Origin of the sequence: Paenibacillus allorhizosphaerae (assembly GCF_042659105.1) — a bacterium.
GTDB lineage: Bacteria > Bacillota > Bacilli > Paenibacillales > NBRC-103111 > Paenibacillus_G > Paenibacillus_G allorhizosphaerae.
This window is the reverse complement of sequence record NZ_JBHSRV010000006.1, coordinates 244326-264041: the sequence shown is the minus strand read 5'-3', so window position 1 is coordinate 264041 and position 19716 is coordinate 244326. Positions and strand designations below refer to the sequence as shown.

Annotated in this window: 23 protein-coding genes; 19 read left to right on the top strand and 4 right to left on the bottom strand. The window is 53.8% G+C overall.

All coding sequences use genetic code 11. From position 1 onward, the window contains the following. Nucleotides 1-30: 30 nt before the first annotated feature. A complete protein-coding gene (locus tag ACFQI7_RS22690; RefSeq protein ID WP_218102040.1) occupies nucleotides 31-780 on the bottom strand; it encodes an MBL fold metallo-hydrolase in 750 nt (249 codons plus the stop codon). 233 nt (nucleotides 781-1013) lie between these two features. On the opposite strand from ACFQI7_RS22690, the gene ACFQI7_RS22685 reads away from it, so the two are divergent. The 4 genes from ACFQI7_RS22685 to ACFQI7_RS22670 are packed head-to-tail and all read left to right on the top strand — an operon-like array spanning nucleotide 1014 to nucleotide 4741. Continuing rightward, the gene (locus ACFQI7_RS22685; RefSeq protein WP_230415494.1) at nucleotides 1014-2033 is read left to right on the top strand and encodes an SGNH/GDSL hydrolase family protein; all 1020 of its coding nucleotides are present in this window, start codon (nucleotides 1014-1016) and stop codon (nucleotides 2031-2033) included. Nucleotides 2034-2090: 57 nt separating this feature from the next. Beyond that, complete coding sequence (locus ACFQI7_RS22680) at nucleotides 2091-3098, top strand: ComEC/Rec2 family competence protein (RefSeq protein ID WP_218102039.1); 1008 nt, start codon at nucleotides 2091-2093, stop codon at nucleotides 3096-3098. Continuing rightward, complete coding sequence (locus ACFQI7_RS22675) at nucleotides 3095-4159, top strand: hypothetical protein (RefSeq protein WP_218102038.1); 1065 nt, start codon at nucleotides 3095-3097, stop codon at nucleotides 4157-4159. The genes ACFQI7_RS22680 and ACFQI7_RS22675 overlap by 4 nt, the downstream gene beginning before the upstream one ends. A 15-nt stretch (nucleotides 4160-4174) precedes the next feature. Continuing rightward, a complete protein-coding gene (locus tag ACFQI7_RS22670; RefSeq protein ID WP_218102037.1) occupies nucleotides 4175-4741 on the top strand; it encodes a HupE/UreJ family protein in 567 nt (188 codons plus the stop codon). Between the two features lie 107 nt (nucleotides 4742-4848). Here ACFQI7_RS22670 and ACFQI7_RS22665 read toward each other — a convergent pair whose 3' ends face one another. After that, the gene (locus ACFQI7_RS22665; protein ID WP_218102036.1) at nucleotides 4849-4986 is read right to left on the bottom strand and encodes a YdeI/OmpD-associated family protein; all 138 of its coding nucleotides are present in this window, start codon (nucleotides 4984-4986) and stop codon (nucleotides 4849-4851) included. A gap of 44 nt (nucleotides 4987-5030) precedes the next feature. Further along, entirely contained in the window at nucleotides 5031-6059 is a 1029-nt protein-coding gene (locus ACFQI7_RS22660; RefSeq protein WP_218102035.1) for an LLM class flavin-dependent oxidoreductase, read from the bottom strand. A 316-nt stretch (nucleotides 6060-6375) separates the two neighbouring features. Here ACFQI7_RS22660 and ACFQI7_RS22655 point away from each other — a divergent pair, with 316 nt between their 5' ends. The 9 genes from ACFQI7_RS22655 (at nucleotide 6376) to ACFQI7_RS22615 (ending at nucleotide 15529) form a co-directional block, all read left to right on the top strand. Next, nucleotides 6376-7692, top strand: a complete 1317-nt coding sequence (locus ACFQI7_RS22655) for an ABC transporter substrate-binding protein (protein ID WP_218102034.1) — start codon at nucleotides 6376-6378, stop codon at nucleotides 7690-7692. A gap of 56 nt (nucleotides 7693-7748) precedes the next feature. Then, the gene (locus ACFQI7_RS22650) at nucleotides 7749-8681 is read left to right on the top strand and encodes a carbohydrate ABC transporter permease (RefSeq protein WP_218102033.1); all 933 of its coding nucleotides are present in this window, start codon (nucleotides 7749-7751) and stop codon (nucleotides 8679-8681) included. 8 nt (nucleotides 8682-8689) lie between these two features. Further along, on the top strand, nucleotides 8690-9520 hold the full coding sequence (locus ACFQI7_RS22645; RefSeq protein WP_218102032.1) for a carbohydrate ABC transporter permease: 831 nt from the start codon (nucleotides 8690-8692) through the stop codon (nucleotides 9518-9520). Nucleotides 9521-9583: 63 nt separating this feature from the next. Then, nucleotides 9584-10540, top strand: a complete 957-nt coding sequence (locus ACFQI7_RS22640) for a sugar-binding transcriptional regulator (protein WP_218102031.1) — start codon at nucleotides 9584-9586, stop codon at nucleotides 10538-10540. Between the two features lie 26 nt (nucleotides 10541-10566). Then, complete coding sequence (locus ACFQI7_RS22635; protein ID WP_218102030.1) at nucleotides 10567-11583, top strand: NAD(P)-dependent oxidoreductase; 1017 nt, start codon at nucleotides 10567-10569, stop codon at nucleotides 11581-11583. Between the two features lie 172 nt (nucleotides 11584-11755). Further along, nucleotides 11756-13234: an FGGY-family carbohydrate kinase gene (locus ACFQI7_RS22630; protein WP_218102029.1), complete on the top strand. Its 1479-nt coding sequence runs from the start codon at nucleotides 11756-11758 to the stop codon at nucleotides 13232-13234. Then, nucleotides 13231-13851, top strand: coding sequence for a histidine phosphatase family protein (locus ACFQI7_RS22625; RefSeq protein WP_218102028.1), 621 nt, complete (start codon nucleotides 13231-13233; stop codon nucleotides 13849-13851). The genes ACFQI7_RS22630 and ACFQI7_RS22625 overlap by 4 nt, the downstream gene beginning before the upstream one ends. Before the next feature lie 155 nt (nucleotides 13852-14006). Further along, nucleotides 14007-14798, top strand: a complete 792-nt coding sequence (locus ACFQI7_RS22620; protein WP_218102027.1) for an endonuclease/exonuclease/phosphatase family protein — start codon at nucleotides 14007-14009, stop codon at nucleotides 14796-14798. A 17-nt stretch (nucleotides 14799-14815) separates the two neighbouring features. Further along, complete coding sequence (locus ACFQI7_RS22615) at nucleotides 14816-15529, top strand: glycerophosphodiester phosphodiesterase (protein ID WP_218102026.1); 714 nt, start codon at nucleotides 14816-14818, stop codon at nucleotides 15527-15529. Nucleotides 15530-15696: 167 nt separating this feature from the next. On the opposite strand, the gene ACFQI7_RS22610 is transcribed toward ACFQI7_RS22615, so the two are convergent. Further along, nucleotides 15697-16182 carry a hypothetical protein gene (locus ACFQI7_RS22610; RefSeq protein WP_218102025.1) on the bottom strand — a complete coding sequence of 162 codons (486 nt, stop codon included), beginning with the start codon at nucleotides 16180-16182 and terminating at the stop codon, nucleotides 15697-15699. 80 nt (nucleotides 16183-16262) lie between these two features. Between ACFQI7_RS22610 and ACFQI7_RS22605 the strand changes: the two genes are divergently transcribed. The 6 genes from ACFQI7_RS22605 (at nucleotide 16263) to ACFQI7_RS22580 (ending at nucleotide 19668) form a co-directional block, all read left to right on the top strand. After that, on the top strand, nucleotides 16263-16730 hold the full coding sequence (locus ACFQI7_RS22605) for an ABC transporter permease family protein (protein WP_329958275.1): 468 nt from the start codon (nucleotides 16263-16265) through the stop codon (nucleotides 16728-16730). A 22-nt stretch (nucleotides 16731-16752) separates the two neighbouring features. Beyond that, entirely contained in the window at nucleotides 16753-17754 is a 1002-nt protein-coding gene (locus ACFQI7_RS22600) for a dihydroxyacetone kinase subunit DhaK (protein WP_218102024.1), read from the top strand. A gap of 94 nt (nucleotides 17755-17848) precedes the next feature. Then, nucleotides 17849-18487 carry a dihydroxyacetone kinase subunit DhaL gene (gene dhaL, locus ACFQI7_RS22595; RefSeq protein WP_218102023.1) on the top strand — a complete coding sequence of 213 codons (639 nt, stop codon included), beginning with the start codon at nucleotides 17849-17851 and terminating at the stop codon, nucleotides 18485-18487. Between the two features lie 207 nt (nucleotides 18488-18694). Next, on the top strand, nucleotides 18695-19096 hold the full coding sequence (locus ACFQI7_RS22590; protein ID WP_218102022.1) for a DoxX family protein: 402 nt from the start codon (nucleotides 18695-18697) through the stop codon (nucleotides 19094-19096). A 2-nt stretch (nucleotides 19097-19098) separates the two neighbouring features. After that, nucleotides 19099-19338, top strand: coding sequence for a hypothetical protein (locus tag ACFQI7_RS22585; protein WP_230415492.1), 240 nt, complete (start codon nucleotides 19099-19101; stop codon nucleotides 19336-19338). 3 nt (nucleotides 19339-19341) lie between these two features. Beyond that, a complete protein-coding gene (locus ACFQI7_RS22580; RefSeq protein WP_230415489.1) occupies nucleotides 19342-19668 on the top strand; it encodes a dihydrofolate reductase family protein in 327 nt (108 codons plus the stop codon). Nucleotides 19669-19716: the final 48 nt, after the last annotated feature.

Below are 19716 nucleotides of genomic sequence, written 5' to 3'. Positions count from 1 at the left end.
TTTTGGCTGAAAGCTATGTATGCTGAATGCTTATAAGGATACGGTCATCATGTCGGACGCGAGCACGACTTTAGAGCGGACGGATTCGCTGCACTCGGTCAGCACTTCGTGGTACGGCTCATGATCAGTCAAATGGACCGCATACACTTTGCCGATCCGTTCCATCGGATAGAAGCGGACGACGTCTTCCAGGCTCGTATGGGTTTTCATCTTGCCCCGCGCTTTGGTCGCTTCATGGATGAGCATATCGATCTTCGGCTCGCTGCAGATCCGCTCATTCGGGCTCGTATCGGCGGAATAGATCAACACGCGATCTTCCGTTTCGACCTTGAAGCCGACCGTAGGTACACCGTGCAAGCTCGGAAACGTTGAGACGGTCATCCCTTGCTCGCTGAATAAGCGTGACGGCTGTGTCCAGTCGAACGCCTGAATGCGCAGATCGAATTTGATCGGCCACTGCGCAACCTGGTAACCTTCCAGAATGGCGCGAAGCTGCGCTTCTCCGGTCGAAGAGCAGTACACCGTGAAGGGAGCCGTTCTTCCCCCAATCCACATGCCCCACAGCAAGGACGGCAGCCCGTACATATGGTCGACATGGAAGTGGGTCAGCATCACTCCCTTGATCCGATCGAGCGCGATACCGGCTTGTTTCAGCTTGCCAAGCGGGTTTCCTCCCGTATCTATCAACCAGCAATCTTCGTTATGAGTGAGCAGCAAATAGGTGTTATCCCGCTCTGTGCTTCCCGCTGCAGAGGCGGTTCCCATAAAAATAATATTCACTTGTCAGTCCTCCCAATCTGGCTTAGAATACAAAATATGTTATCCGTGTTCAACTGAATCGTCAATAGTTTTGCTCGGGGTGGCGCGGTCTGATGATGTGCTGCTTTAAAGCTGAACAGAGTGCAAAACCTGGCGTGTCGAATTTTATTGTCAGGCAGAATGACGCGTGATAGAATAAAACAAACAAGTGAGCATTTGGAGTTTTCGTGGACAAATGCTCAGAAAGATTGGGGATGACTATGCAGTCTATTGATTTGAACGAGAGCTTGTTCAAGGGCGCCGTTTCGATTCAAGCGACGGAGGGCTGGGTGAAGCCGTGGCGCGTCCCGTACCGGGATGCCGAGCTGTTTCAACCGGGACACATTAACGGAAAAGCGGAAATTCCGGCCGGTGTCCGGCTCAGCTTTCACACGGATTCGTCTCGTGTTCAAGTTCGAGTGGTTCCGGAGGCCTACGAGATCGCCATGGATTGCGTCGTGAACGGCGTTCTGGTGCATACGGCCCTTATGGAAGCGGGATCGGAGTGGGCATCGTTCGAGTCACTGCCTTCGGGCACGAAGCTTGTCGAAATCTACTTGTCGCAAAAGCAGCCCGTACGCATCCGGGAAGTGAACATCGACAGCGGGGCGACATGCAGCGCTTCCTCGGAAGAGAAGTTTCGTTGGGTCGCTTACGGGAGCTCGATTACGCAATGCGCTGAAGCCGCAAGCCCTTCGCAAACTTGGCCCGCTCTGGCTGCCGCAGAGCTCGGTCTCGATTTGACGTGCCTGGGGTACGGGGGAAACTGCCACATGGAACCGATGGTTGCCCGGATGATTCGCGATTTGCCGGCCGATTTTATCTCCGTGTGCGTCGGCATCAACATTATGGGCGGTTCATCCTACTCGGAGCGAACGTTTCGTCCCGCGCTCATCGGCTTTCTGCAAATCATTCGCGAGAAGCATCCCGACACGCCGATTGCGGTCATTTCGCCGATCTACAGTCCGGACCGCGAAACGAACGAGAACAAGGTGGGCCTCAATCTTCAGAAGATGCGCGAACAAATCGAGGACGTTGTCACGCTGCTCAAACGGCGCGGAGACGACAAGCTTTATTACCTGCACGGGCTTCACCTGTTCGGAGAGACGTACGGCTCCTATTTGCCGGACCGGCTGCACCCGAATGCGGAGGGGTACCGGATCATGGCAACCCGTTTTGCAGAATGGGCTGGTTCCACAGTTCCGCTGCTTAACCATAACCGGCATTCCCGATAAACGGGATGCTGGTTTGTTACTATTTTTTTGGGAGAGTACAGGAGGTAGGTCGAACGTATGAAGGAACAAATCAAGAAACACGGGTTTAAAATGGCGGGCGTAATCGCTGTAAGCGCTTTACTGATTACGGCTGCCTGTGCGCAAATTAACCCGGAGCCTAAGCAGGCGGCTGCTCCAATGCCGCAAGAACAGAAGAAGGATGAAGCGCCGCCGCTCAGGACGAAGGAAGTGTTCGACACCGAGAAGTACAAAGGGTTGCTGCAAATCCGCTATTTCCATCTGAAGGACCCGAAAGTGGCTACAGGGGACAGCTACCTGATCACGACGCCGGACGGGAAAAATATGCTGATGGACACGGGGATCGCCGAAGCGGGTGGGCAAATCGTCAAATATTTGGACCAGCTCGGCATCAAGGAGCTCGACATCGCCTATAACACGCACCCGCACGCCGACCATCTCGGCGGCTATGCCGAAGTGCTGAAGGCGAAAGACGCGAAGGCTTACTACAGACAAAGCCACGATTACACGGCATCCAGCCAGTACCGCAATGCAATTGCGCAAGTCACGAAGAAGAAAATTCCGCAGACGGTATTGAAAGCGGGAGACACGTTCCAGCTCGGAAACGACGTGAAATTCGAGGTACTCTCTCCGAACGAAGCCGAACTGAACAGCGTCATTAAAAACAACGAAGCTTCGACGATCAACTTCTACTCGCTTGTTCTCAAAATGACGTATAAAGACAATTCGTTCATTTTCCCGGGCGACATTTACAAGGACCGCGAAGCGCAGCTCGTTGAGCAGTACGGCAGCAAGCTGGATGCGGATTTCGTTCACGCGCCGCACCATGGGCACGCGACCTCCTCTTCTCCGACATGGGTAGATGCGGTAACGCCGAAAGTAACGATACTGAGCAACAACATCTTCAGCAGTCTCGACGTGCTCAAACGTTATGAGAAAAAAGGTTCCGAAGTGTATTCTACGGGACTTAACGGAAATATCTTGGTTACGTCGGACGGGAAAAACTTGAAAGTCATTACCGAAAAAGATAGGGTTTCGACGAAATGATCCGCCGCTTCTTTGCCATGATCGCGCTGCTCATGCTGCTGACCTCCTGGCTTGGCGTTTCCGCGTGGGCGCATAATTACAATAACGGCTATTCCTACCTTCATATTTACGGCGATCGGGTGGAGTACGAGCAGCTGCTTCCGTATCCTGTCATGCTGCAGTACGATACGAACGGGAACAGTTCGCTCGAAGCGGAGGAGGTTGCCAGTCAACGGGCGGCCATCGAAGCTTATTTTTTGGAGCATTTGTTTCTCTTCAACAATGAGCAGCGGATGGACGTGACCATCGATGACGTCAAAACCGTCATACAGGAAAAGACCGAGGACCCGATGGTTCGCGTGCTGCTCAATTTTACGTCTCCGATGGAGATCGGTAATTTGACCATATTGTACAATCTCATATTCGAGACGGATGACACGCACCAAAACTATATCGTGCTTTCCGATGCAAATGACACAATGCTGGAGCATTGGGTGGTGGAGAAAGGCGCCGGTTCCGTTCGTTACATGCCGGACAACAAATTCCGCTTTGATTTGTCGCTCATGGGCAAATACACGGTACTCGGTGCGCAAAAGACGCTGTTCAGCGTCTATTGCTGGCTGCTGTTGCTCTTTGTGCTGCTGACCGCGCCAACGGTGAAGGAAGCGGCGCTGTCGCTAGGGATCGGCACGCTGTATACGCTGCTCGGACTGATCGTGACCGACAGGCTCGGCGTCAATCCGCTGGCGGCTTGGCTCCATCCTGCAGCGCTGGTCGTATTCGGAGCGTTTGCGTTTTATACGCTTTTTGCCGGACGCGGCGCTTATCCCAAAGTGATTTCCGCCTTGTTCGGGCTCGCTTGGGGGACCGGTTCCGTCTCGCTGATTCAAAGCCTGTACCTGAATCATCAATTCAAGGTCGTCTCGCTCGTATTTTACTACCTCGGCGCCGCTCTGGCCTGGGGAGGACTGCTGTACGTCCTCTACATCGGCATTGCACCCTTTCTGCGTTCCAGCCGATTCGGCAAGAAGGCGCGGGCGCTGCTCTGGCGAAACCGGTCCGGCTTTGAATTTAACGAATGAGGGGAGAAGGCTCGCTTGGACTTGTTAACGGTTATATTTATGTATATCAATCTCGGTCTGGAGCATATCATTACCGGCTATGACCATCTGTTGTTCCTGCTTGGACTCATCATTATCGCGGAACGGTTTAAGGCGATTCTAAAAATCATTACCGCTTTCACGATTTCCCACAGCCTTACGCTCTGTTTGGCCGTACTGAATCTCGTACCCGTGTATCCGAAATGGATCGAGGTGGGAATCGCGCTGACGATTTGCTATATTGCGGTCGAAAATTTATTCGTCAAAACGTTCAAATGGCGCTGGGCGCTTACGTTTGTGTTCGGCTTAATCCACGGGCTTGGGTTTGCGAGCGGGATTAGCGAGATCGGGTTTCAAAAAAGCTACCTCGCGACCTCACTCATTTCGTTCAACGTAGGCATTGAGCTCGGGCAATTGGGCGTCGTCGGCATTTTGCTGCCGATCCTGATTCGCTTCCGGGAGAAAAATGCGGCGTATTATACGATCTTTTTCCGGACCGTCTCCGTGTGCATTTTCTTAATCGGTCTGTACTGGGTGTACGTTCGGCTCAAAGGATTCATTTAAGCATCGTCATGGCGCTTCATTATAACTAAAAAAGAACGGCTCTTTCGCAGCGGGCGAGAGGGCCGTTCTTCATTTGTATACTGACGCAGGTTTATCTGAAAATGACTCTACCGCGTTCGTCCTTCTTTGAGCGCGTTGCCTGCTTTTTCAATCCGCCGCTGCCGCGTCTCGACCGTTTTCGCACCTTCGACCGCCACGCTGCAGCATCTTGCTCGCATGCCGCTTGTTGATTTCAGCTGCAACATGGTCACCTGTTCCGGGCTCAATCATTCGTATTACGATTTGAATTTCAGTGCTTCACGACGTCGGCGACAATTTCGTAAGAACGCAAGCGGGCAACGTGGTCATATATTTGCCCGGCGGCGATAAATTCGTCGGCTCCGGTTTCATCAAGCAGCGCCTGAAGCTTGGTCTTTACCGTTTCTTTGCTTCCTATCGCGGAAAAGCCCAATTGCTTGCGGATATACGCTTTTTCATGCTCGGCCCACAATTCGTCCATGTTATCGACCGGAGGATTCAGCATGCCGGTTCGGCCGCGAACGAGATTCAGAAATTGCTGCTCCTGCGATGTGGCCAGCCTGCGCGCTTCCGCATCCGTATCGGCGGCGATCACGTTGATGCCGACCATCGCATACGGCTGCTCCAGCACCTCCGACGGACGGAAGTTGCTGCGATACAGCTGCAGGGCTGGCAGCAGGTAGTCGGGAGCGAAATGGCTGGCAAAGGCGAAAGGCAAACCGAGCTGACCGGCCAATTGGGCGCTGAAGCCGCTTGAGCCAAGCAGCCAGATCGGAATGTTCAAGCCTTCGCCCGGCACGGCGCGCACGCCGGGCGGACGGCCCTCGCGGGACGGATCGAAGTAGCTGCGAAGCTCGCTGACCAGCTCCGGAAAATCGTCGCCGCTGCTCCCGAGACCGCGGCGCAGCGCGCGGGCCGCCGGCTGGTCGGAGCCGGGAGCTCGGCCGAGTCCGAGATCGATCCGGCCCGGGTAGAGCGATTCAAGCGTTCCGAACTGTTCGGCAATGACGAGCGGCGCATGGTTGGGCAGCATGATGCCTCCGGAGCCGACCCGAATCGATTGGGTACCGGCCGCGACATGGCCGATGACGACCGAGGTCGCAGAGCTGGCGATCCCCGGCATATTATGATGCTCCGCGAGCCAGAAGCGGTGGTATCCCCAGCTTTCCGCATGGCGGGCAAGATCCAGTGTGTTGCGGAATGAATCGGCTGCCGTAGCGCCTGTGACGATCGGAGCCAGGTCCAATATCGAAAACGGTATATCTTGCAATCGTTTGTGTGAATCACGATGTTCCTGCATAAATCGCTAACCTCCCTAAACCTGAATTGTTCCCGTGGGAACCGTCCGCGCCTGAGTTTCCGGCATGCGAGATGCGCGATACAGCCGCTTTACTCATTATGTGTCATGTAGTGCATAAATACAAGTACACATACTTTTGTTAGTAAGTATCTTTTTTAGCGTGAGAACGGAACGGTCTGTAATACAGCATATTATTAATATTTTCAAAAAAACATTTACGATTCTATAAATATTGTGATACTATCAAATTGAATTTGGACAAATGCTCATAAATAGCTGAATTGTCCGAAATATAAATTGAAAGGGGTTTCATTCCTTGAACACATGGAAACCACAGAAGATTTTACTCAGCTTGTCTTTGTCCGCAGTCGCATTTACCGGATGTTCCTCTGGAAGTCCTGCCAGCTCAAGCGGTTCGGTGGAAGCTCCGCCGCTTAAAGAAGATAATTCGCCGATTACGATCCAATATTGGCACAGCCATCCGGAGACGCAGCTCGAAGGGATGAAGCTGATCATTGCCGAGTTTAACAAGAAGTATCCGAACATTACGGTAGAACCCGTATACCAAGGCAGCTATGACGAGCTGTCCCGCAAGCTGACGGCAGCGATGGCTGCCAAGGACGTTCCTGCCGTTACGGTAACCGAAAATTCGCTGATGCCGAATTTGGCTATTAACGGCGCATTGATGGAGCTTGGCACCTACATACAGCGCGATAAAGTCGATACGAAAGATTTTTCAAAAGGAATGTTGGAAGCGTATTCATTGAATGGGAAGCAGTATGGCATCCCCTTCGTCGTGAGCACGAACGCTTTCGTTTATAACAAAACGATGTTCGACAAGGAAGGCATTAAGCCGCCGGAAACATGGGCGGATGTAGAGACGTTCGGGCAGAAGATCGTCAAGAAAGAAGGCGACAAAATTAGCCGCTACGGCTTCACCGTCAACTTGTCCGGCCCGTGGGATTATGAGCCGTGGCTGCTCAATGGCGGAGGGACGATCTTCACGAAGGACGGCAAGTCCGGCGTCGATCAGCCGGAAAGCTTCCGGTTCATGAGGCAGTTCCAGGAATGGAAGAAGAAAGGCTATATATACTATACGCACGGCAAAGGCGGCACGGATACGGCGAAGCAGATGTTCCTCGACGGCCAGCTTGGCATGTTCCAGATTTCTTCCTCCGGCTTGAAAGCGTATCAGGATACGGCGAAATTCGAGATCGGCGCTGCGTTCCTGCCGGGAGATAAACGCAGAATCGCCGAAATCGGCGGCGCAGCCCTGGTCATTATGGACATGGCTCCGCAAAAACAGAAGGAAGCGGCATGGAAGTTCGTCCAGTTTGCGACCGGGGCGGAAAACAATATCAAGTTCGTCGACGCGCTTGGCTACATGCCTACACGCAAGGCGGCCGTCAATTCGCCGCAAGGGCAAGAGTTTTTCAAGAAGTATCCTTACATGAAGAGCATTTTCGACCATTTTGACGATGTCATCTCGAGACCCCAGCATCCAGGCTATTCGGAGACGAAGGCTTCCCTTCAAAAGGCAATCGACCGCGTCGTGCTGGAAAATACGGACGTGGAAGCTTCCTTCAAGCAGGGAGCGAAAGAAGTGAACGAAATTTTGAAAGATTATAAGTAATGATACGGGGGAGGCCCGGAATCGAAGCCTCCCCGATCAGAAAGGTGGACATGCGCATGAACCCCGAGGCTAGTACAGCCCGTTCTCCTTCTCCCCGAAAGAAATGGCTCCATTATCAGAGGCTTGAGAAGTTAAAAGATTTTTCGCTTATTATTCCGGCATTCGTGCTGATGGGCACTTTCTCCTTTTACCCGCTTGTGTATTCGTTTTATTTAAGCTTTACGGATTGGAACTTCGTTCGTCCCGTCAAAAATTTCATTGGACTGTCCAATTACGAAAAGCTGCTCGTCGATGCGCAGTTTTACAACGTGCTTAAAATTACGTTTTTGTACACCGTTCTGGATGTGTCGCTTGTCATTTTGATCGGATTACTGCTGGCCATGCTGTTCAATTCCAATTCGAAGCTGTTCGGCTTTATGCGGTTCTTTATTTTCATGCCGCATTATATTTCCATGGTCGTCGCTTCTCTTGTTTTCATGTGGCTGCTGAACTACCGGTACGGATTGCTGAACGTGGCGCTCGGAGCGGTTGGAGTGGAGCCGGTCAACTGGCTCAATAACCCGGTTTCCGCGCTGTGGAGTCTTGTATTCGTTGCGGTGTGGAAAGGCTGCGGCTTCTGCATGATCATCTTCATCGGAGGGCTGCGGGGCATCCCGCTCGAATATTACGAGAGCGCCGGCATGGACGGCGCCGGTCGCTGGCACCAGTTCCGGCACATTACGCTTCCGCTGCTGTCGCCGATCACGCTGTTTCTTGTGATCACGACGTTTATCGGCGCGATGCAGGTGTTCCAATCGGTCGACGTCATGACCGGCGGCGGTCCGCTCGACTCGACGAGGGTGATGGTGATGTGGATTTACGAAGTCGCATTCAAACAGTTCCGCATCGGCAAATCGTCGGCGCTCGTTATTATATTCTTCGCAATCATCGTTGCATTCTCATTTCTGCAATATTACATCTCGAAGAAAAGAGTTCATTACGAAGGGTAGGGTGACCAATGGCTGCTTCCAAAACGATTGCATCGATCCGGGTCATCGCCGCTTTGCTGGTTACGGCCGCATTCGCATTTCCGCTGTACTGGCTTTTCATTACGGCTTTCAAGACGGTGCCGGAGCTCAAGAGCGCGGTGCCGACCTTTTGGCCGGAGACGTTCGCCTGGGAAAACTTCAAGCGCATTTTCCAAGTGGCGCCGATGCACATTTATACATACAACACGGTTGTAATGACAGTCGTTAATATTTTTTTGCAGATCAATATATCGATCATAACGGCATATGCATTTGCCAAAGGCCAGTTTCCGGGCAAAGAGAAGCTGTTCCTCGTGGTCATCGCCGCTTTGATCGTTCCCGAGCAGATCATCTTCGTTCCGACCTACGTCATGCTGTCGAAGCTCGGTTGGCTCAATACGTTCCTTGCCTTGACGATACCGCATGCGGCGTCCGCCTATTCGATCTTTCTGATGCGGCAAGTATTCAAATCGATCAATAACGATGTGATCGATGCGGCGAAAGTGGACGGCGCGAACAAGTTCCATATCATGTACCGCATTCTCGTACCGATGGCCAAGTCGACAGTGGTCACTCTGGTGATCTTGAAGTTCATCGGCAACTGGAACGCTTACTTCTGGCCGCTTGTCATGACGAACTCGGAAAAAATGCGCGTCATTACCGTTGCCGTCGCCGTGCTGAAAAATGTCGCCAACGAGGAAGCCGTCAACTATCATATCGTCATGGCGGGCAGCTTGATCGCGATCGCTCCGATCATCGTGCTGTTCATCATAGCCCAAAAACATATTATTACAGCAATGGCCCATTCTACCTTTAAATAAGGTGTGAAAACTAGGTATAATCTATTTACACACTAAATTTTGTTATGATAGAATGGGGATATTATGAACAAAACAACCAATAATGAGCAAACGTCCAAAGACGGTTTTCTGGAGCGCATCGCCCGCATGTATTATGTGCTCGGCATGAATCAGCAGGAAATATCGGAGCAGCTGAACATCGGCCGCTCCTCTGTAGCCCGCTTTCTGAATGAAGCGAGGGAACGCGGCATCATTCAGTTTCAAATCCGGTCGGATCTGGATAATAGCCGTCACACTGCGCTGGAAAAGCAAATTTCGAAGCAGTACGGGCTGAAGGATTGCGTCGTGTTTCGCAGCGACGATTCGCCGGGCGCTTTCGAGACGCTCTCCAGCCAGTATTTGAATTCCGTTCTCCCTACGCACGGGTCTATCGGGCTCGGATGGGGCAAGTCGCTTTACTCGATCGGCACGCAGATGCACCTGTGCGAACCGCGGCCGGGTCTGAAGGTTGTGCAGCTTTCCGGCGGCTCGGGGGCCAAGGAAGAACTGGTGCCCGCAGCTTCCGTTATTCAAGTGTGGTCTCATGCGCTGCGCGGCAAGCCCTACTTGTTCCCGGCACCGGCCATTGCCCGGTCGGAGGAAAGCAAGATCGGATTTTTGAACGATCCGAGCATTCAGGAAATTGTCGAGGAAATCCGTAAAGTGAGCGTGGCGGTCGTAGGCATCGGACATACCGGAGAGGATGCGACGATCATATCGTCGGGGCTCGTTCCCGGTCTGGACAGCCCAACGTTAAGCGAGACGAGCGTAGGAGACGTTATTTTTCATTTTTACAACGAACAGGGGAAGTTCTCCAATCCGTCGTTGAGCGACCGTGTGGTCGGCGCCTCGCCCGAGGATTATTTGAACATCGAGCTGCGCATCGGCGTCGCCTACGGTCCCGGCAAGACAAGAGCCATAAGGGGTGCGCTAAACGGCCATCTGCTCCACGTACTCATTACGACGGAGGAGACGGCTTTAACGCTGCTGGATTCGATTTGATTGCAACATAGAAAGGTTGAGGAAGAATGAATATTCTGGTGACGGCCCCTTACTCAAGCGAAGCGCTGCAACAACTGGAGCGGTATGGTACCGTCCATTTCCGCCCGTGGAAACCGCACGGCAGAGCATTTCATTCGGATGAATTGATTCGGTTGATTCAGGAAACGGGAGCGGACTGTTTGATCACGGAGCACGATCACGTGGATGCATCCGTCATCGAGACTGTCGATTTGAAATTTATCGGCGTATGCCGGGGCACGCCTTCCAACGTGGACATCGCCAAAGCGACGAGCCGCGGCATTCCCGTTTTCAATACGCCGGCCCGGAACGCGCAGGCGGTGGCCGAGCTTGTAACGGCAGGGCTGATCGTATTTTTGCGGAAAATGCGGGAGGGCGAGGCGTGGCTGAAGTCCGGGCAGTGGAAAGGGGATGCGCACGAATCGTATCTTTATTTCCGCGGCCATGAAATTTGCGGCAAGACGGTAGGCATGGTCGGATTCGGCGGCGTCGGCCAGCGGGTGGCTGCAGTCTTGTCCGGGTTCTCCTGCAAAATACAGTATTACGATCCGTATTTGAAGCAGTCTCCGAATCCGGAGTACGTGCCGATCACGTTGGAAGAAATTTTTTCGACGAGCGACATCGTATCCATTCATCTTCCGGTTACGGCGGAGACGACCGGTTCTATCAACGAACGTTTGTTCCGAATGATGAAGCCGGAAGCGATCTTCGTCAATAGCGCCCGGGCAGCGGTCGTCGACAGGGATGCTTTGTACAATACGCTGAAGGAACAGCGAATCGGCGGAGCAATTCTCGATGTGTTCTATAACGAACCGCCGGACGCATCGGACTATGAGCTGATTTCGCTGCCGAACGTGTATGCGACGCCGCATATCGCCGGCGCTTCTTTCGAAGTGGACGGATACAGCGTCACGATTATGAACGATGTCTTGAAAGAATGGTTTGTTCACGGCAACAGGGAGATCCGTCAGTTGGTCAACCCGTCCGTCCTTTCTTCGCTGGAATCGCATCGGACAGCGCTGTAAGCAGGAGAAGCCGAGTGCTGCGGCACCCGTTTGCCAACGAATGCAGAGTAACAGTTGCAACGCAGGTTGACAACAGACTCTTAGCTATGCAGAGTGACAGTTGCAACGTAGGTTGACAACGGACTCTTAGCTATGCAGAGTAACAGTTGCAACGTAGGAGGGGAACGAACATATGTCGCATCAACAACGCCTCGTTGTCATAGGAACGGATATCGGTACGCAAGGCGTGCGCGTGATGGCGCTGAACGACCACGGCGAGCTGCTGTCGTCGCACGCGGTTGCTTTTTCAATCGAAGGCTCGCGAGAGGAACAGTCTCCCGCCGGTTGGTGGAGAGACCTGCTTTCATGTCTGACCAGGCTCATGGGAGACTTGAATCGGATCGTACCGAAGCCGGAGGTCAAGGCGATTTCGGTCACATCGACGTCAGGGACGATGATTGCTCTTGACGCCCGCCATGAACCGGTCAGCCCGGCGCTCATGTACAGCGACCCCCGCTCGTTTCGGGAGGCGCAGCTGTGCAAAGCGGCCGCGGAGCGGGCCGGGTCGGCGGGCTATACGGCGTTCAACGCCTCCTCCGGGCTTCCGAAAATGCTGTGGTTTCGGGAGCATGACCCGTCTGCGGCGGAACGGATCGAGCTGTGGGCGCATGCAACCGATTACATCGTCGGCAAGCTGAGCGGGGTTTGGGGCGTGACGGACTATTCGAACTGCCTTAAGACCGGCTACGACCTCGTCCAGGAGCAATGGCCCGGCTATGTGACCGGCGAGCTCGGCATTCCGGCTTCATGGCTGCCGAAGGTCGTCCCGCCGGGAACCGTGCTCGGCACCGTAGCGCCCGAGGTGGCGGAGGCGACGGGCCTGCCGCGCAACGTCCTCGTTGTGACGGGGATGACCGACGGCTGCACGTCGCAGATCGCTTCCGGCGCCATTCGCCCGGGCGAATGGAGCACGACGATCGGGACGACGCTGGTCGTCAAGGGCGTCACCCGCGAGCCGATCGACGATCCGCTTGGGAGGCTTTACAACCACAAGCACCCGCAAGGCTTCTGGATGCCGGGCGGCGCGAGCAACACGGGCGGGGACTGGGTATCCCGCGATTACGCCGGAGCCGATCTGGCCGCATTAAACCGCGAAGCGGCGTCGCTTGTTCCGACGCCGTGGATTTGTTATCCGCTCCTGCAGCATGGGGAGCGATTCCCGTTCGTCGCGGCCGGGGCGCGAGGGTTCGACCACGGCGGCTTGACCGCCGAGCAGCGGTTTGCGGCGCGGATGGAAGGGGTAGCCTATCTGGAGCGGCTCGCCTACGAAATGATCGAAGCGCTATCCGGCGAGACGGTGGCGAATGTGTATACGGCCGGGGGCGCAAGCACTAGTCCGGTCTGGCTCGGCATCCGAAGCAGCGTTCTGCGCAGGCCGATCCGCAAGATGAAGCACGTCGAAGGCGCCGTCGGTGCAGCGGTTTTGGCCGCATCCGGTACGCTGTTCTCGGGCCTCGAAGAAGCGGGTTCCGCAATGATTGCGCCGGAGCAGCTGATCGAGCCATGGGATGCATCCGTCTGTGAGAAGTATGATGACAACTACCGCCGATTCGTCGAACGATTAAGAGAACTCGGCTATTTGGCGGACGAAAGCGAGAGTGAAACGGCTTGACGCGATTTTACCTAATGCGGCACGGAGAAACGGAATGGAACCGCGATCACAACCGTTACTGCGGAAGATCGGATATCGATTTGTCCGATCACGGCATGGAGCAGGCCGAGCGGGCTGCGCAATATTTGCGGCATGCGGCGATCGACCGCGTGATTGCTTCCGATCTGCGCAGAGCGGCCCAAACGGCCGGGCCGACGGCCTCGCTGCATCGCCTGCAAGTAGAACAGGATGAACGGATAACGGAGATCGATTTCGGATTGTGGGACGGTCTGCATTATCCGAAGATCGTAGCGCAGTATCCGGAAGCCTGGCAAAGCTGGTACGACGACCCGGAACATACGAACGCGGGGGTAACGGGCGAAACTGCATTGCAAGTATTTGACCGGATGAACCGTTTTTTTACGGAAACGGCTCAGGAGCATCCGGACGGCAGCATTCTGGTCGTCAGCCACAGCACCTCCATCCGCATTTATTTGGCGGGCATGCTGTCGATCCCGTTTCGTAATTACAGGCAGCTGGTGAAAGGCAACACGGCGGTTTCCGTGTTGGAGACTTCGAAGGAAGGCATGCGGCTGATTCATTTCAATGTGATCCCGAGCGAAGCTCCCTTTTTATAGGAAGATCCCCCGTTTGTGAGGAAGCGGAGCAAGGGAGGATCATCGACAGGTACGGCTTAGCATAGCGGCGGATAAGCCGCTGAATATAGCCTTTTCATACATGGAAAGCGGAGCGGACGAATCTAAGGAAGCGACGAAGGAGCGAATGAGGCGGAATGAGCAATGCAGCGGGAATGCGATTCATGACGGTAAACGTCAGACATGCGACCGATCCGAGTCCGAATTCATGGGAAGAGCGTCTGCCCCTGATCGAGATGCTGCTGAAGCGGGAAGCGCCGGATATGATCGCAACGCAGGAATGTTTTTACGGTCAGGTGAAGGACATGCTGTCGGTTTTGCCCGGCTTTGATTGGCTCGGCCTCGGCCGCAAAGGCGGCAGCGGCGGCGAGTATATGGCCGTCTTTTACCGGAAAGACCGTTTTGAGCTGCTCGAATACGACCATTACTGGCTGTCGGCGACACCGAATGTCATCGGTTCCGTCACATGGGGGAACGCGGCTCCGCGTATGGTGACATGGGGCCGGTTTCTCGATCTCGCCGCGGAACGCCCGTTTTACTTGTGCAATACTCATTTTGACCACAAATCGCCGGAATCCCGCGTCAAAGCGGCGCAGCTTATGGTGGAGCGGGCCAGATCGTTCGATCCGGCACTGCCGGTCATTATCACGGGAGATTTTAACGTCGGACCGGAATCAGAGGCTTATGATGTGTTTATCCGCGAGGGCGGCTTCACGGACACCTGGGATTCGGCGAAGGTAAAGATCGGTGAAGGGCTGGGGACGTTCAACAATTTTAACAATCCGGCCGGCCGCGGCAAGGCGTGGCGCATTGACTGGATCTTAACCCGTGGTCCGGTAGTTGCAAAGCGGATTCAAATATTGGACGATATCGTCGAGGGACGATACCCAAGCGATCATTATCCGTTAATAGCGGATCTTCAGCTATAATGAAGGGAATGGGGTCAATGAAAGTAAGAGGTATCGCTCACCGGGGATACCCGGTCAAATATCGCGAGAATACGCTGCCATCCTTTCAGGCGGCTTGCGATTTGTCGTACACTCACTTGGAGCTTGACGTGCATTTAAGCAAAGACGGCGTACCGATGGTGATGCATGACGCTTCGCTTCGCCGGATGACCGGCGCACCCGGCCAGTTCAAGGACTACACCGCGGAGGAGCTTCGCGCTTTGCGCATCGGCGGAACGGAAGTGATCCCGACGCTGGAGGAGTCACTGCTGCTGCTCAAGGACAAGCTCATCGTCAGCATCGAAATGAAACAGACGGGCGATCTGTATCCGGGGCTGGAGGAAGCGGTGGTCGACGTCGTGCGCAAAACCGGCATGGTGGATCAAGTGTACGTCATTTCCTTCGATCATTTTTCCGTGGCCCGGCTTCGGGAGCTGGACAAGGAGATCGATGTCGGCCTTGTATTTAGCGGAAGCATGCCGTACGTATTTCCGTTCATGCAGGAGATTCGCGGCAAATACCTCGCGGTCAAGCTTCCTTTTTTGACGGAGAAGTATGCCGAGATGATTGCCGACCACGGTCTGGAGCTGATCGCCTGGCCGGTAGATACCGAAGAAGAGATGAAGCTCATCAAAGACCAATACCCGCAGGCGCTCATCTGCACCAATGAGCTGGAGCGGTGGAAAGCGTTTGTTCAGCAGCATATGCAATGAGCCGGCGTAAGCGCAAGGCTCGATCGAATCCCGTTATGTCTGTCATCGACACGACATGGCGGGATTTTTTTTGTTTGGAAAAGCAACCCTAGTCAAACCAAACATTACAAAACGACAATAAATAAAGAAAAAAATCATCAATAAACAACAATAAACAATTATAAATATCAGAAAAGTAATTGACAAGTAATGATATAAGTGCAAAAATAATAGTGAACAGATGGCATATATTTGCAATACACATTTGATATATTGTCAAATGACGGCAAGTGATTTTTGTTCATCCAAGATGAAAACGTTTTCGAAAACCAGGGGGTGAACCGATCGCGAAGCGAGTCACCGACCGGCAGCGAATTGCCGCCTGGTGCCAGCAAGACACGTTCATTTCTTCGATGCAGGTGTTCCAGTCGGTTGACGTTCTGACCGATGGCGGTCCGCTCAGAGCGACGAAAGTGATCGTCTACTGGATCTAATAGATGGCTTTTCATGATTTCAGGGCCGGACGTTCTTCCGCGCTGGTCATCATTTTCTTCCTGATCATTATCGCATTGACGATTTTGCAGTTCTTGCTTTCCAAGAAAAAGGTTCACTACGAAGGATAGGTGGGGTAAAATGACAGAAAGTACAGTTATCTGGAAGTCGACGCGGATCATCGTCGCCGCCCTGGTCACGCTTCTGATGTTTTTCCCCCTCTATATGGCTGCTGATTACTTCACTTAAGTCTCCGGCGGAAATGAAGTCGGCGATTCCGACGTTTTGGCCTGTGTCTTTCGCCTGGCAAAATGATGTGGACGTATTCAAAGTAGCGCCCTTCGGGCGATATGCGCTGAACACGCTCATCCAGACGGTAGGCATCGTCGCCTTGCAGCTCAATCTCGCTGCTTGCGGCTTACGCCTTCGCCAAGGGGCTTTTTTGGGGACGGGACAAATGGTTTTTCTTCGTGCTGGCCGCACTCATGATACCGGAGCAAGTGTTTTTCGTGCCGGTCTACGTCATGCTGTCGAAGATCAATTGGCTGGATACGTTTTGGGCGCTCATTATTCCGCACGGCGTATCCGCTTACAGCATTTTTTTGCTGCGCCAGAGTCGTTCAAGTCGATCAATAACGACGTGCTGGAAGCGGCGCGTGTCGACGGAGCCGGAAGGCTGCGGGTGCTTTACGGCATTCTGGCGCCTATGGCGAATTCCACTTTCAAATAAGACGCTTGGGGGATGCGAATCGATGAAGAAGCTAATGAATGTACCGAACGACGTAGTCGACGAGATGATTGAAGGCTACGCCGCAGCTTATCCGCAATATGTGAGAATATGCGCCGAAAACAAACGCTCCGTCGTCAGCTCGCAGCTGGTGCGTCTGGGTAAAGTCGGGATCGTGATCGGCGGAGGGTCGGGTCATGAACCGGCCTTTATGGGACTGATCGGTCCCGGTTTCGCAGACGGAGCGCCGGTCGGGAACGTATTCGCTTCCCCGCCGCCGGACCCGGTGCTGCAGGTGACCAAGGCGGTGAACGGCGGCGCGGGCGTTCTATATATGTATGGCAATTATGCGGGAGACTGCATGAACTTCGATATGGCAGCGGAGCTGGCGAACATAGAGGGCATTCGCGTGGAAACGGTGCTCGTCACCGATGACGTAGCGTCCGCCTCCAAGGAGGAAGCGCATCGCCGGCGGGGTATTGCCGGAGGGTTCCTCGTATTCAAGGCGGCAGGCGCGGCTGCGGACAAAGGATACACGCTGGATGAAGTCGTGCGCGTGGCGCAGAAGGCAAATGCCAACATTCGTACGATGGGTGTTGCTTTGTCGCCGTGCTACGTTCCGCAGACCGGCAAACCAAGCTTCGTGCTGGGCGACGATGAAATGGAAATTGGCCTTGGCATTCACGGCGAACCGGGGGTGAAACGAGGCAAGTTGGGAACCGCCGATGAGGTGGCAGAGGCGCTGCTCTCGACCATTACGGAGGATATGCCGCTTGCTGCCGGTGACCGCGTGGCGGTCCTAGTCAACGGGCTCGGCTCCACTTCGCATATGGAGCTGTTCATCGTCTTCCGGCGCGTATCCCGGCTGCTCGCGGACCTTGGGGTGGAGATTCACCGTTCTTTCGTCGGGGAATTCGTCACCTCGCTGGAGATGGGAGGCTGCTCTGTATCGATCATGAAGCTTGATGAAGAGCTTGCCGAAATGGTCGATCACCCGGCGGATACGCCGCTCTATGTACAGAAATAAACGAACACAAAAATTATTCATAATGGAAACATGAGCAGCGGATGCCGGCGGAACGCCCGCTGCCACGGCTGGATGAAACGGGAGGCTGACGCATATGAAACTGACGATAGCACAATGGAAACAACTGCTGCGCGCGGTGGCAGCGCAAATCGAGAGCAAGAAAGACGAATTGTCCGAGCTGGACCGGGCCGTCGGCGACGGAGACCATGGGGTTACGATGTCGGTCGGCTGGCAGGCGATCGTGCACAAGCTGGATGAGCATAGCGGAGAAGATTGCGGCGCATTGCTGAATGAAGTGGCGATGTCTTTTCTCAACGCGGTGGGATCGTCGGTCGGCCCGTTGTACGCGACGGCTTTCATGCGCGGCGGCGCCGTACTGAGAGGGAAGGCAGAACTTGAGGAAGACGACGTCGTACAATTTTGGGCGGTCGCGGTGCAAGGCATTCAGGATCGCGGAAAAGCAAAGCTCGGCGATAAAACGATGATGGATGCGTGGCTGCCCGCCATCGAAGCGTTGCGGCTTGCCAGAAGCGAAGGCAAAGGATTGATCGACAGCCTCGACGAGGCGGTGCGTGCGGGAGAGCAAGGGATGCGTTCGACGGCGGCGCTCGTATCGCAGCTCGGCCGTTCCAGCCGTCTGGGCGAGCGATCAACCGGCCATATCGATCCCGGGGCGGCATCGGCGCATCTCATTTTGTCCGCCTTCACGAATGCGCTGCGCGAAGTAGGCTAATTCCCTCTGGATATCATTCAACAAGTGCTGTATCCCGTACGGATACGGCGCTTTTTTTTGTCCATTTGCTTTTTATGAAACGGGCGGGCTGAATCGGACTCGGATGTCATTTTAGCAATTCAGAAGAAACATCCGTGATGCGTTTATGATAATGTAACGGTATCAGAACAATTGACCATGTACAATGGCGAAAAGGAGAAATGAATCATGACGAAATCAATATCGAAAGGCCGTCTTTGGACGGCGAGAGTGATGTACGGACTGGCTTTGCTGTTTATGTTGTTCGACAGCATTTCGAAATTTATGATGCCGGCCCCTGTCGTGGAAGGAACGGTGCAACTCGGTTATGCCGAGCATCATATCGTGGTGATCGGGGCGCTGGGACTGATCGCTACTATTTTGTACGCCATTCCCCGCACATCGGTATTGGGGGCAGTGCTGCTAACCGGATATTTCGGCGGAGCGATCGCGACACATGTTCGGTTGGATAATCCGCTTTTTTCTCATATTTTATTCCCGGTCTATATCGCCATATTGGTCTGGGGAGGCATCTGGCTGAAGGATGACAATGTGCGTAAGCTCATTCCGTTTCGCCAAAAGGGTGATTGAGGATGGGGAACATCGTTTTGTACATGCAGATGTCGCTTGACGGCGTCGTTTCGGACCTAGAGCGGTGGATGCAAATAAGCGATCATATTCTAGAAGACGCCCTTGCGTATTACGATACGCTGGATACGGTTGTGGTAGGAGGCAATTCGTATCTTTCGATGGCGGAATATTGGCACCATGCGGAGAAGTCGTCCGAGTCCGCGCTTGAACGCGCGTTTGCCAAAAAAATAAACGAGATCTAGAAAGTGGTCATTACCCATTCCAATATGGATCTTGTATGGAATAATTCGCAGCAACTGCTTATGAAAGACCGCGAAACTTTTATCCGTGACATCGAGAGGCTTAAACATCAGAGCGAAGGCAAACATATATCTGTGGAAAGCGGAATAAGAACGTGGCGGTTATTTTTGCAAAATACGCTTTTTGATGAAATGCGGCTGTTCGTTCATCCTGTAGTCGCGGGGCAAGGCGAAAAGCTGTTTAACGGGATGGAAACGATGGTCCCCATGCGCTTAAAGAGCAGCGAAACGTTTGAAAACGACGTGGTCCTCTTGCATTATCAAAAAAAATAAAACGCCTAACCCCAAAAAAAGTCAAGGATACGCCAACCGTAACCTTGA

What these genes read in the sequence shown, in the direction of transcription:
- ACFQI7_RS22685 (WP_230415494.1), top strand. Translation starts at nt 1,014, where the DNA reads ATGACTATGCAGTCTATTGATTTGAACGAGAGCTTGTTCAAGGGCGCC.
- ACFQI7_RS22680 (WP_218102039.1), top strand. Translation starts at nt 2,091, where the DNA reads ATGAAGGAACAAATCAAGAAACACGGGTTTAAAATGGCGGGCGTAATC.
- ACFQI7_RS22675 (WP_218102038.1), top strand. Translation starts at nt 3,095, where the DNA reads ATGATCCGCCGCTTCTTTGCCATGATCGCGCTGCTCATGCTGCTGACC.
- ACFQI7_RS22665 (WP_218102036.1), bottom strand. Translation starts at nt 4,986, where the DNA reads ATGTTGCAGCTGAAATCAACAAGCGGCATGCGAGCAAGATGCTGCAGC.
- ACFQI7_RS22660 (WP_218102035.1), bottom strand. Translation starts at nt 6,059, where the DNA reads ATGCAGGAACATCGTGATTCACACAAACGATTGCAAGATATACCGTTT.
- ACFQI7_RS22650 (WP_218102033.1), top strand. Translation starts at nt 7,749, where the DNA reads ATGAACCCCGAGGCTAGTACAGCCCGTTCTCCTTCTCCCCGAAAGAAA.
- ACFQI7_RS22645 (WP_218102032.1), top strand. Translation starts at nt 8,690, where the DNA reads ATGGCTGCTTCCAAAACGATTGCATCGATCCGGGTCATCGCCGCTTTG.
- ACFQI7_RS22640 (WP_218102031.1), top strand. Translation starts at nt 9,584, where the DNA reads ATGAACAAAACAACCAATAATGAGCAAACGTCCAAAGACGGTTTTCTG.
- ACFQI7_RS22635 (WP_218102030.1), top strand. Translation starts at nt 10,567, where the DNA reads ATGAATATTCTGGTGACGGCCCCTTACTCAAGCGAAGCGCTGCAACAA.
- ACFQI7_RS22630 (WP_218102029.1), top strand. Translation starts at nt 11,756, where the DNA reads ATGTCGCATCAACAACGCCTCGTTGTCATAGGAACGGATATCGGTACG.
- ACFQI7_RS22620 (WP_218102027.1), top strand. Translation starts at nt 14,007, where the DNA reads ATGAGCAATGCAGCGGGAATGCGATTCATGACGGTAAACGTCAGACAT.
- ACFQI7_RS22615 (WP_218102026.1), top strand. Translation starts at nt 14,816, where the DNA reads ATGAAAGTAAGAGGTATCGCTCACCGGGGATACCCGGTCAAATATCGC.
- ACFQI7_RS22610 (WP_218102025.1), bottom strand. Translation starts at nt 16,182, where the DNA reads ATGATCCGCGTCGACTTCCAGATAACTGTACTTTCTGTCATTTTACCC.
- ACFQI7_RS22605 (WP_329958275.1), top strand. Translation starts at nt 16,263, where the DNA reads ATGAAGTCGGCGATTCCGACGTTTTGGCCTGTGTCTTTCGCCTGGCAA.
- ACFQI7_RS22600 (WP_218102024.1), top strand. Translation starts at nt 16,753, where the DNA reads ATGAAGAAGCTAATGAATGTACCGAACGACGTAGTCGACGAGATGATT.
- dhaL (WP_218102023.1), top strand. Translation starts at nt 17,849, where the DNA reads ATGAAACTGACGATAGCACAATGGAAACAACTGCTGCGCGCGGTGGCA.
- ACFQI7_RS22590 (WP_218102022.1), top strand. Translation starts at nt 18,695, where the DNA reads ATGACGAAATCAATATCGAAAGGCCGTCTTTGGACGGCGAGAGTGATG.
- ACFQI7_RS22585 (WP_230415492.1), top strand. Translation starts at nt 19,099, where the DNA reads ATGGGGAACATCGTTTTGTACATGCAGATGTCGCTTGACGGCGTCGTT.